The organism is Acinetobacter sp. YH01009, from assembly GCF_013420765.1.
Lineage (GTDB): Bacteria > Pseudomonadota > Gammaproteobacteria > Pseudomonadales > Moraxellaceae > Acinetobacter > Acinetobacter amyesii.
The window spans coordinates 73098-84755 of sequence record NZ_VOYE01000017.1 but is presented as its reverse complement, the minus strand read 5'-3'; the positions used below and the strand labels follow the sequence as shown (position 1 = coordinate 84755).

At 40.8% G+C, this 11658-nt stretch carries 11 protein-coding genes and 1 pseudogene; 4 read left to right on the top strand and 8 right to left on the bottom strand.

Going from position 1 to position 11658, the window contains the following annotated elements; translation table 11 throughout:
- A pseudogene (locus FTT76_RS14855) lies at positions 1-92 on the top strand (IS5/IS1182 family transposase); the annotation flags it as partial.
- A gap of 356 nt (positions 93-448) precedes the next feature.
- Here the strand turns inward: FTT76_RS14855 and rodA are convergent.
- The 6 genes from rodA to FTT76_RS14825 form a co-directional block, all read right to left on the bottom strand.
- The gene (gene rodA, locus FTT76_RS14850) at positions 449-1585 is read right to left on the bottom strand and encodes a rod shape-determining protein RodA (protein WP_180007840.1); all 1137 of its coding nucleotides are present in this window, start codon (positions 1583-1585) and stop codon (positions 449-451) included.
- 86 nt (positions 1586-1671) lie between these two features.
- Positions 1672-2397 carry a 2-C-methyl-D-erythritol 4-phosphate cytidylyltransferase gene (gene ispD / locus FTT76_RS14845; protein WP_168378625.1) on the bottom strand — a complete coding sequence of 242 codons (726 nt, stop codon included), beginning with the start codon at positions 2395-2397 and terminating at the stop codon, positions 1672-1674.
- Positions 2360-2752, bottom strand: a complete 393-nt coding sequence (locus FTT76_RS14840) for a septum formation initiator family protein (RefSeq protein WP_078188520.1) — start codon at positions 2750-2752, stop codon at positions 2360-2362. Before FTT76_RS14840 ends, ispD begins: the two co-directional genes overlap by 38 nt.
- Before the next feature lie 16 nt (positions 2753-2768).
- Positions 2769-4058 carry a phosphopyruvate hydratase gene (gene eno / locus FTT76_RS14835; protein ID WP_078188521.1) on the bottom strand — a complete coding sequence of 430 codons (1290 nt, stop codon included), beginning with the start codon at positions 4056-4058 and terminating at the stop codon, positions 2769-2771.
- Between the two features lie 64 nt (positions 4059-4122).
- A complete protein-coding gene (gene kdsA / locus FTT76_RS14830; protein WP_078188522.1) occupies positions 4123-4980 on the bottom strand; it encodes a 3-deoxy-8-phosphooctulonate synthase in 858 nt (285 codons plus the stop codon).
- A gap of 31 nt (positions 4981-5011) precedes the next feature.
- Complete coding sequence (locus tag FTT76_RS14825; RefSeq protein WP_180005100.1) at positions 5012-6652, bottom strand: CTP synthase; 1641 nt, start codon at positions 6650-6652, stop codon at positions 5012-5014.
- A 229-nt stretch (positions 6653-6881) separates the two neighbouring features.
- On the opposite strand from FTT76_RS14825, the gene FTT76_RS14820 reads away from it, so the two are divergent.
- Positions 6882-7295 (top strand): internalin, encoded by a 414-nt coding sequence (locus FTT76_RS14820; protein WP_180007841.1) that lies wholly within the window; start codon positions 6882-6884, stop codon positions 7293-7295.
- A 111-nt stretch (positions 7296-7406) separates the two neighbouring features.
- On the opposite strand, the gene FTT76_RS14815 is transcribed toward FTT76_RS14820, so the two are convergent.
- Positions 7407-8291: a LysR family transcriptional regulator gene (locus FTT76_RS14815; RefSeq protein WP_180007873.1), complete on the bottom strand. Its 885-nt coding sequence runs from the start codon at positions 8289-8291 to the stop codon at positions 7407-7409.
- 110 nt (positions 8292-8401) lie between these two features.
- Between FTT76_RS14815 and dkgB the strand changes: the two genes are divergently transcribed.
- Both dkgB and FTT76_RS14805 read left to right on the top strand, forming a co-directional pair.
- On the top strand, positions 8402-9208 hold the full coding sequence (gene dkgB, locus FTT76_RS14810; RefSeq protein WP_218945807.1) for a 2,5-didehydrogluconate reductase DkgB: 807 nt from the start codon (positions 8402-8404) through the stop codon (positions 9206-9208).
- Between the two features lies 1 nt (position 9209).
- Positions 9210-10385: an MFS transporter gene (locus tag FTT76_RS14805; protein WP_180007842.1), complete on the top strand. Its 1176-nt coding sequence runs from the start codon at positions 9210-9212 to the stop codon at positions 10383-10385.
- A gap of 38 nt (positions 10386-10423) precedes the next feature.
- On the opposite strand, the gene FTT76_RS14800 is transcribed toward FTT76_RS14805, so the two are convergent.
- Positions 10424-11515 (bottom strand): YheT family hydrolase, encoded by a 1092-nt coding sequence (locus tag FTT76_RS14800; protein WP_180005104.1) that lies wholly within the window; start codon positions 11513-11515, stop codon positions 10424-10426.
- Positions 11516-11658 lie beyond the last annotated feature (143 nt).

Genomic DNA, 11658 nt, shown 5'->3' with positions numbered 1-11658 from the left:
TTAGAGGAATTGCCACAAGATACGATAAGCTAAAACGTAACTATCAAAGCGCTGTTGCTTTAGCTTGTATATTTATATGGTTGCCTCTTTAGCTCAATTTATCGGCTGTAAATGTCAACACACCCTAGTAGTATTTTTTATATTTTATCCCTTTTCTAACTGAATTACATTCTGTTTTTAAAGATCAACCGAATGGATCTTAAGAAAAATTTTACTTTAGATCCATTTATTTTAAAGGAAAAATCAACACAATATACGTTACACAAAATACTTCCAATTACCTTTGCTAGATCAACCTTAAACTATGCATAAAAGTACTATCCTACGAGATGGTACTTTTATGCAGCTTGAGACATTTAGTGGTTACTTAAATAGCCAATTTTTAAATCTATAAACCCAACCCATAAAAAAACCGGATATAAATCCGGCTTAATGTTGTCTATTCTGTTTAACGATGCGTATGAATCGACATCACAATCCCCATACCTGCAAGCATGGATATGACTGCTGTACCCCCATAACTCATCAAAGGCAATGGATCGCCTGTTACAGGCAAAATACCGCTAACCATACCTGAGTTCAAAAACACAAAGAAAAAGAAGGTTAAGCCCATCGCCCCTGCATAAAGTCGTCCAAAATTATGGAAGGAATTTAGTCCAATAATCAGACAGCGAACAATAATTGCTGTAAACAAACTAAATAAAAGGAATACACCAATAAAGCCAAATTCTTCAGCATAAGTCGACATAATAAAGTCAGTATGATGCTCTGGCAGATAACCCAAGTGCGACTGCGTCCCTTCGGTATAACCCTTGCCCATTAAACCGCCTGAACCAATAGCAATTTTAGACTGAATAATGTTCCAACCTGCACCAAGCGCGTCAGACTCAGGATCGAATAACGTTAGCACACGTTTTTTCTGATATTCCTGCAAAAAAAACATCCAAAGTACAGGTGCTGCAATTGCAAAGGCTGTTAAAGCACCGGCAATCAAACGCCAAGACATTCCACTTAAAAATAAAACAAAAATACCCGGAATAATCAAACCGATATTCAAGTCAGGCTGTAAAGCGACCAATGCAAATGGAATCAATAATAAAATTAATGCACCGACAATTTGTAAAAATTTCGGTGGAAATGGTTTTCGCGCAAAATACCACGCCATCATGAGTGGCATGGCAAATTTCATAAATTCACTCGGCTGCATACTACCGATACCCGGCAAGCTAATCCAGCGTTTCGCCCCCATCCTTTTTTCACCAATGACCAACACCAACAACAGTAAAAATATACCGATGGCGTATAAGTACGGACTCATAGATTGGTAAACTTTGGGTGGAATTTGCGCGCAAATCAGCATCACAATAAAGCCCACACCAAAACTTGTGGCTTGGCGTAGTACCATTCCCGAATCTTCTGCGGTCGCACTATAGACAACCATCAGCCCCAATATTGCATTGAGTACCAAGAAGCAAAGTAACCACGGGTCTAAATGAAGTTTAGCCCATCGAGAAGAATCGTGTTTTATACTGCGGCCATCGCGTAATGACTGACGTAAAAAACGATACTGTTGAGAAGGGATCATTGCGAAACAGATCTAAAAAAGGATGCGGGAATTATAGATTAAAGCGACAGTAAAAATCACTTTCCCTTAAATATTCCTCGAAATAATCATCTATTAACTTGAGACGCTAAAATTAAACGTGCCAATTCCAAGTCATCAGGATAGGTAATTTTAATATTGTCCGAACGACCCTGCACGACATTGACATGCTCACCGAAAAATTCTAAGGCACTTGCTTCATCTGTGATGGTCGCACCAGCGGCAAGCGCTTGTTCAATGGCATTTTTAAGTACACCCAATTTGGCAATTTGTGGTGTCTGCGCTTGCCATAAAGTTGAACGATCTACCGTTGTTGATATTTGTGGTGCCGTTTCAACTCGCTTTAAGGTATCGCGTACAGGAATGGCGAGAATCGCACTTTGCTCAGTTTCTACTGCCGATTGAACTAAATTTTCTAAGCTCAACTGCGAGACACATGGTCGTGCTGCATCATGAACGAACACCCAATCATCATCATTGGCAATCGAAGATAGATATTGCAATGCATTGAGTACAGAATGCACACGCTCTGCACCGCCTAAACAAAAATGAGCCTTCTCTTGATTAGTGAGTGCCAAGGTCTGCGCAACATTATCTTGCTCGCCTATAGCCAACACATAGCCCGTCAACGGCAATTGGTTGAGACGTGCAACTGTGTGTTCAAGCACAGTTAGACCCGCAATGTTTTGATATTGTTTTAGTTCAGTTTTAGAAAATCGATTTCCTGAACCAGCAGCAGGAATAATGGCCCACAATTTAAGGTTCTGGTGGAAGTTCGGCTGGTTCTGACTCATTGGTACGTAGGTCTACTTTTGCGTTTGGATCAATATAAATTGGTTTGTACTGAGTACTGATCGTACTCATCTGTACGAAAGTCTCATGCGGTTTAATTAAACCTAAATCTAGACGAGCATGCTCTTCAATAGCTTCAACGCCATTTTTTAAATCGTATACTTCAGCGGCAAGCACGCGATTTCGTTCTTTTAATTCGTCATTGAGTTCGACTTGTTGTTGTATTTTCTGACTCAGTTGTTGATGTTGATGATAACCACCTTCACCGAACCAGTATAAATATTGAAACCCTGCGATCAAAAAGATCGCAAGGCCCAACAATGCTTTACTCGCTTTGGAGTCAAATACATTTAACATAGATAGCATGATCTGCTTAGTTCAAACCTTTGAACTCAGCTTTACCGCGATATGCAGCATTAGTCAATTCTTCAATACGAAGTAATTGGTTATATTTCGCTACACGGTCAGAACGGCAAAGTGAACCAGTTTTGATTTGACCCGCTGCTGTACCCACTGCAAGATCTGCAATTGTTGAATCTTCAGTTTCACCAGAACGGTGTGAAATTACTGTAGTGTAACCATTTGCTTTCGCAAGGTAGATTGCATCTAGAGTTTCAGTCAACGTACCGATTTGGTTGTACTTGATCAGAATTGAGTTACCCACTTTTTCGTTGATACCACGTTGAAGAATCTTAGGATTCGTCACGAATAGGTCATCACCAACCAATTGGATTTTGTCGCCAAGGATTGAAGTGAGGTAAGACCAACCTTCCCAATCAGACTCGTCCAAACCATCTTCAATTGAAATGATTGGGTATTGTTTTGCAAAACCTGCAAGGTAGTCAGCAAATTGGTTGCTTGTGAATGCTTTATTGCCTTCACCTGCAAGGATGTATTGACCATCTTTGTAGAATTCTGAAGATGCACAGTCAAGCGCAAGCATAATGTCAGAACCTGCTTTGTAGCCAGTTTTTTCAATTGCTTCAAGAATTACTGTAATTGCTTCTTCGTTAGAACGAAGGTTCGGTGCAAAACCACCTTCATCACCAACGGCAGTATTTAGACCTTGTTTCTTTAAAACTGATTTTAAAGAATGGAAAATTTCAGCACCAGCGCGTAAAGCTTCAGAGAATGAAGTGAAGCCAACTGGCTCAATCATAAATTCTTGAATGTCTACGTTGTTGTCTGCATGTGAACCACCATTTAGGATGTTCATCATTGGAACAGGCATAGTCAAAATGCTGTTATTACGAAGGTCTGCGATGTATTGGAAAAGTGGGATTTTCTTTTCATCAGCAGCAGCGCGTGCAGCAGCTAAAGAAACCGCTAAAGTTGCGTTCGCACCTAATTTTTCTTTGTTTTCAGTACCGTCAAGCGCGATCATTGTGTTATCAATGTCTTTTTGTTCGAATACTGATTTACCCAACAATGCATCACGAATTACTGTGTTAACGTTGTTAACCGCAGTTTTAACGCCTTTACCTAAGTAACGAGCTTTGTCGCCGTCACGAAGTTCTAAAGCTTCACGAGAACCAGTTGAAGCACCAGATGGTGCACATGCACGGCCTACAACGCCAGAGGCTAAGATTACGTCTGCTTCGATGGTAGGGTTACCACGAGAGTCCAAAATTTCACGTGCACGAATGTCAACGATTTGGCTCATGAACAATTCCTCAGTTGATTAATAAAAATGATGCGTCAAAAGTGACGCATCAATGTGTATCGAATTAGTGTGTGTCTAACTTTGCGAAACCTTTAACCAAGGTATCGAGTTCTTTTAACTGTGCCAAGAAAGGCTCCAACTGTGACATGCGTAGCGCACATGGACCGTCACATTTGGCATTTTCTGGATCTGGATGAGCTTCTAAGAACAAACCTGCTAAACCAGTCGCCATACCTGCTCGTGCCAGTGTCGTGATTTGCGCACGACGACCACCCGCAGAATCCGCACGACCACCCGGCGTTTGAAGCGCATGTGTCACATCAAAGAACACAGGGACATTCATTTCTTTCATGATGTCAAAGCCCAACATATCGACAACTAAGTTGTTGTAACCAAATGCTGAACCACGTTCACAAAGAATCAGTTTGTCATTCCCTGCTTCCAAACACTTATGCAGAATATGACGCATTTCGTGTGGTGCGAGGAACTGTGCTTTTTTGATGTTAATGATGGCATCAGTTTTCGCCATCGCTTCAACAAGGTCAGTCTGACGGCTTAAAAATGCAGGAAGCTGGATAATATCCGCAACTTCAGCAACAGGCGCAGCTTGGTATGGTTCATGTACGTCAGTAATAATCGGCACATTAAAGTGTTTTTTAATGTCAGCTAACCACTCGATTCCTTTTTCCAGGCCTGGGCCACGGAAAGAGTTCAAGCTTGAACGATTGGCTTTATCAAAACTTGCTTTAAACACATATGGAATATCCAAGCGTTTGCAGATATCCACATAGGTTTCAGCAATTTCAAAAGCAAGGTCTTTTGACTCAAGTACGTTCATGCCGCCGAATAGTACAAATGGCAAATGATTTGCCATTTGTATATCGCCTAAACGTACAATTTCCTGTGGTTTTAATTGTGACATTTAAACTCTTCCTGGTTTAGTCAAAAACACATTATTTCGCTTTTTGGTACTGCTTTTTAGCAGCATCAATAAAGCCTGCGAATAATGGGTGTCCATCACGTGGTGAACTTGTAAATTCCGGATGGAATTGTACAGCAATAAACCAAGGATGTTCAGGAATTTCAACAGTTTCAACAAGACGCTGTACTGGAGAATAACCTGAAATCTTCATGCCTTTTTCTTCAAGCACTGGGATATAACGGTTGTTCATTTCATAACGGTGACGGTGACGTTCAACGATCTCTTCAGAACCGTAAACTTGTGCAGTTTTTGTTCCCGCAACCAATTCAGATTTTTGAGCACCCAGACGCATTGTACCGCCTAAGTCAGAATCTGCATTACGTTGTTGGACTTCGCCACGCTCATCTAACCATTCAGTGATTAGACCAATCAATGGTGATTTAGTAGAACGGTTAAATTCAGTTGAAGTTGCATCGCTAATACCCGCAACGTTGCGCGCATATTCGATCACAGCCAACTGCATACCTAAACAGATACCAAGGAATGGCACACCGTTTTCACGTGCAAAACGAATCGCTTTCATTTTGCCTTCTGTACCACGTTCACCGAAACCACCCGGAACTAAGATTGCATCTGCGTCTTTTAATACGTCGTTAACATCTTGGGTTTCAAGCTCTTCAGCATTGACGTAGTCGATTTGAACTTTCACACGGTTTTGAATACCCGCATGTAAAAGTGCTTCGTTTACAGATTTGTATGCATCTGGAAGTTCAACGTATTTACCAACCATCGCTACACGAACTGTGTATTCAGGGTTCAGTAATGCATCTACAACGTTATCCCAGTCTGTAAGATCAGCTTCTGGAAGATCGTTATAACCAAAACGTTCACAGATTAAATCATCAACGTTTTGTTCATAGAAAGTACGTGGAATTTGGTAAATTGAACGCGCATCTTTACACACCACAACTGCACGAGCTTCAACATTCGTAAATAACGCGATTTTACGTGTAGTGTCAGCATCAACATCATGCTCTGTACGGCAGATCAGGATGTCTGGTTGAATACCAATCGACAAAAGCTCTTTTACAGAGTGTTGAGTTGGTTTAGTTTTTAATTCAGCAGCTGACTTAATATATGGGAGTAAAGTTAAGTGCATTAACATTGTGCGCTTATGACCTAGTTCGACCATAAGTTGACGTACAGATTCCATGAATGGGAGAGATTCAATGTCACCTACTGTACCGCCGATCTCAACGATCGCAACGTCATAGCCTTCACCTGCGCGAAGAACACGTTCTTTAATATTGTCAGTAATATGTGGAATAACTTGAACTGTACCACCGAGGTAGTCACCACGACGTTCTTTATTCAAGACATCTTGGTACACTCGTCCTGAAGTAAAGTTGTTCAGTTTGGTCATTTTCGCACGACGCAAGAAACGTTCGTAATAACCCAAGTCTAAGTCAGTTTCAGCACCATCCTCTGTGACAAAAACTTCACCGTGTTGGAATGGACTCATAGTCCCTGGATCGACATTAATGTATGGATCCATTTTTACCATGGTTACTTTTAAACCACGGGCTTCTAAAAGCGCAGCCACTGATGCAGCTGAAATACCTTTACCTAGTGATGATACAACACCACCAGTAACGAAAATAAAATGGGTCATTAAGTTTCTCGTACAATGGAGCCTAAATTGGCCTACAATGTTGTGCGATTTTACTTTACTCTGTACCAAGAAAGCAAAGTCATTCCGCATCAATTCATAGAACAATTAACAATTGGCTATTGTAACAGCAATTATCATAAAAATTTAGAGTAAGTTCTTATCATTTCTATATTCTTATTTGCTGTTATAATGCATTTATCCAATCCACACTTTTTTGTTTTGTGTAATTATGAATAAGAAACTTTTAATCTGCGGTGCAATCGCAACAGGTCTACTTCTTACAGCATGTGTAAAAAAAGAAGCACCAAAAGAAGAAGAACAGGAACAGGTTGAAGTTGTAGCATCTGAACCAACAGCATCTGTACCTACACAATTAGAACCAGTTGAAGAACAACCCGTTGTTGAAGAACCAACTCAGCAGCAAGTTGAAGTGATTCGTGAAGAAACACCGAATACAACAACTGAAATTCGTCGTGAACCTACCACACCTGCAGAAGCTCCTGTTCCAAAAGCAGAAGCACCTAAAGCGGCAGAAAAACCTGCACAAGTTGCTCAACCTAAACAAAACTCTGGTTCTGCACAGTCTGAAGATGACGCCGTTGCCGCTGCCATTGCTGCTGCAACACCAGCTTTAGAGAACTAAGATCGAAGTTTTATCAAACAAATGATCAAAAAACCCGGCAATTGTCGGGTTTTTTATTGTTTCTATGTAAATAAAAATCTGCATCCAACAATGCAATATTTTTTCTCACAACTATTCTTGTAATTTTTCAGCTAAATATTCAATAAATAAACGAACACGTTTCGGTAAATGCTCTTGTTGATAATAGACAGCATGAATAAGCTGTTCATGTGGCTCAATTTGATCGTCTAAAAGTTGTACCAATCGCCCTTCTGCAATATCTTTTTCTAACATAAAAATCGATAGACAAGCGATGCCCATCCCATGAATCGCAAGCTCACGAATGGTTTCACCATTTGATGCCTTAATATTTGGTCGGATCGTCAAAGGTTTCCCTGCGACTTGGATCGGCCAAGTATTCATATGGGTAATTTGACTAAATCCAAGTAAAGCATGTGCGGTTAGCTCATCAGCATTTTGCGGACATCCATGCTGCTGAAGATATTCAGGACTCGCCACCAAACACAGTCGACTCTTGTAGATAAGTTTTGCATGCAAACTGGAGTCGTTTAATTTTCCAAAGCGAATTGCAACATCCGCTTTATGCTCTAATAAGTCAATCACTTGATCATGATTCACCAATTCAATCTGTATATGCGGATAACGCGCATTAAATTCTGGAATCAAGGGAACGATCATATGCAGAATAAAAGAAATTGCTGAATCGACTCGCACTAATCCCGAAGTATCTGCATCTAATTTCAGCAGAGAATCTTCCGCTTCGCTCAAATCATTCAATATCCGCCGTGTTTTTGCTAAAAACAATTGCCCCTCTTGCGTCAGCTTAATTTTGCGGGTAGTTCGTTCCAACAAGGTTACATTTAATTTAGATTCCAGACGCTGTAATGCGCGGCTTACACCAGATGCTGTTTGATCCAGTCTTTCTGCTGCTTTGATAATAGAGCCACTATCTACAATAACAGTAAAAGCCTGCAGCTCCTCAATGGTCGATTTCATTGCATATTCGAATTCGTGATTTTTAATCAATAATATATTCCAAATTCATGCATTTTTCTTCAATAAAATTAGCAGCACAATAGCATCAACTCAAAAAAAGAGAATTCCTGATGATTGTTCCTCAATTTGGTGTCGGCACCTTCCGTTTGACAGGTGACACTGTCATTCATTCTGTTAAAACTGCCTTAGAAGTTGGATATCGTGCTGTAGACACCGCACAAATCTACGGTAATGAAGCAGAAGTAGGCCAAGCAATCGATGAAAGTCAGGTCAATCGAGCTGATATTTTCTTAACCACGAAAATTTGGACTGAAAATTATGCTGCCGACAAACTGATACCCAGTCTAAAAGACAGCTTAATTAAATTAAGGACGGATGCAGTTAACCTCACACTTATTCATTGGCCTGCACCTGCACTTGGAGTCAATATTCCAGAATTAATGGGACATTTACTTGAGGCAAAAAAACAAGGTTTGACTGAATATATTGGTGTATCTAATTTTAATATTGAGCTTACTCAACAAGCTATTGACAGTATAGGTGCTGAGCAGATTGCAACCAATCAAATTGAACTGAGTCCTTATCTTCAAAATGAACGACTTGCGACTTACTTAAAACAGCAAAATATTGATGTCACCTCTTATATGACCTTGGCTTATGGCAAAGTGCTAAATGACCCAATACTTTCTGATATTGCAGCACAACACCAAGCTTCAGTTGCACAAGTGACACTCGCTTGGGCGCTGCAAAAGGGTTATGCCGTAATTCCATCGTCAACCCAACGTGAACATTTAACCAGTAACTTAAAAGCTCAAGACATTCATTTAACATCAGAACAGATGCAGGCCATTGCCACACTAGACAGAAATGCACGTGAAGTGAACCCACCTGAACTTGCTCCAGTGTGGGATATTTAATATGAAATTCAATTTTCCATTAATTGCATTAGCCGTAGGTGCTTTTGCAATTGGCACAACAGAATTTTCACCGATGGGTTTTTTGCCTGAAATCGCAGCAGATTTATCGGTTTCCATTCCTCAAGCGGGCTTACTGATTAGTGCCTATGCCGTTGGCGTCATGATTGGTGCCCCATTAATGACCTTATGGTTAGCACGTTTTCCTAAACGTACTGCCCTTATTTTACTAATGGCAATCTTTACCATCGGTAATATTTTGGCAACGATTGCACCCAATTATCTCGGTTTAATGGCGGCACGTTTGGTGACTAGCTTAAATCATGGGGCATTTTTTGGCTTAGGTTCTGTCGTTGCAGCGAGTGTTGTGCCGAAAGATAAACAAGCCAGTGCCGTTGCTATGATGTTTATGGGCTTGACCATTGCCAATATTGGCGGCGTGCCACTCGCAACGTGGGTGGGGCAAAATATCGGTTGGCGTATGTCTTTTGCCGCTATTACCTTACTGGGCATCATCACCATGTTGGCATTATGGAAAGCACTACATCATCAGCAACAGACCGAAAAACCTGATGTACGAGCAGAGTTAAAAGTATTAACACGCATGCCTGTTGTTTTAGCACTGCTCACCACGGTAATGAGTGCTGGAGCTATGTTCGCGCTCTATACCTATATCGCACCGAGCTTAAAAGTCTTTACCCATGCAAGCCCTGAGCTTATCACTTTCATGTTGGTCTTAATCGGGATCGGATTTTCAATTGGTAACCATTTCGGTGGTAAGTTTGCAGATCAGTCTCTAGATAAAACCTTGATTGGCTTTTTAGTCTTACTCATGCTGATGATGCTGTTATTTCCAATTTTAGCAACAACCACCATTGGCGCGGCGATTGCATTAATCATCTGGGGAGCAGCAGCCTTTGCCGTTGTACCACCTTTACAAATGCGTGTTATGACAGTCGCTCACGATGCACCAGGCCTCGCTTCTTCAGTGAATATTGGTGCATTTAATCTTGGAAATGCTTTGGGCGCTGTTGCAGGTGCCGCAGTGCTAAATCTCAACCTAAGCTATGCTGCAGTATCTTATACAGGAGCGACATTGAGTGCTATAGCGTTGATTTTAGTATTGATACAGATGAAGCTTAAACCTCAAACAACTGCATGTTGCGCACAAGCCGAGTAACACACACTTAAAATAGCCTATCCAAAGTAGGCTATTTTTTAGTTCGCATATAACTTTAAAAAATCTGCCATCAATTTGGTTGCCCATGAATGGGTATCAACAAGACCTTCATAATAACCACAGTGACTGCCTTTTTTGGTGGTCACCACCACCACATTCGGCAAAGAACGAATTAATTCTTTATAGGGCTCAAAGTTTTGAATGTGGCAAATAGGATCGTCTTCGGCATTTAAAATCATCAAAGGAATTTTAAGATTTTCAAATACATAAATTGGGTTGGTGGATTTGGCATAACTTTCATAATCAGTAAAACCCGCCATTTGAAAATATGTACGTTCAAACTGCGCCAGATCTTTACTTTTTAGGACTTCAATTATAGATGGAGTCGTTGACCATGTTGCAGAATAGGGTTCTACAAATTTCTGAAAGAGCTTCTTGGTCATCATTTTACTGTAAAAAGGATGGACATTTTTAAAGCCAAGCTCGGTGTCATAGCCCGGACATAAAGCAAAAGCCGCTTTAAGTGGTGTTTCCTCACCTTGTTCGCCTAAATAGCGGACCAATAACCCCGTTCCTGCAGATGAACCGACGCCAAATAAATTCGATTCGGGAAATTTCTGCTGAATAAAGGCAATCTGTTCACGCAGGTCATCGGTTGAACCAAATAAATTTATTTTGGCAACAGGCATAGGTAAATTGGCATGACCGCGTCTTAAACATAGCGCAATGCGCCAACCTGTATATAGATGAAGATCCCGAACCACTTCTCGCATACTTTCAGGCGTTCCCGTAATCGTATGCATGAGCACCACAGTTGGCACATCCGCAGGTAAATCCAAACCCAACCATGCAATGGCTGTGATTCCACCATCAGCCATGGTTAGCTGCTCTATGGCATCATATTTAAGCTTCACTTGACGCTTTTTAATGACATCAAAATACAGTAAATGTGCATGGGTATTCGACAGCCAAGGCGTAGGACGATATTTTTCATGTAGTTGCTTTAACTTCGGCAGCACATGTTGCATTTGCCCTTCAGGATGATAATAAAGCTGTGGTATTTCCGCACCGATGGCATGATCTACAAAATTTAAAAGAGCCAGACGCCCTTTATGCATCACATTATTCATTGACCTTACCTTCACCTCGCTTCGCACTACAGCAAATCATTTCAATCTTTTCACTTTGACCAACAAGGCCCATTAAACAAACGTATCTACAAAACCATATCTCACTAGCAATATTTGTTTACTTAAACCTCATAAGCAAAAAG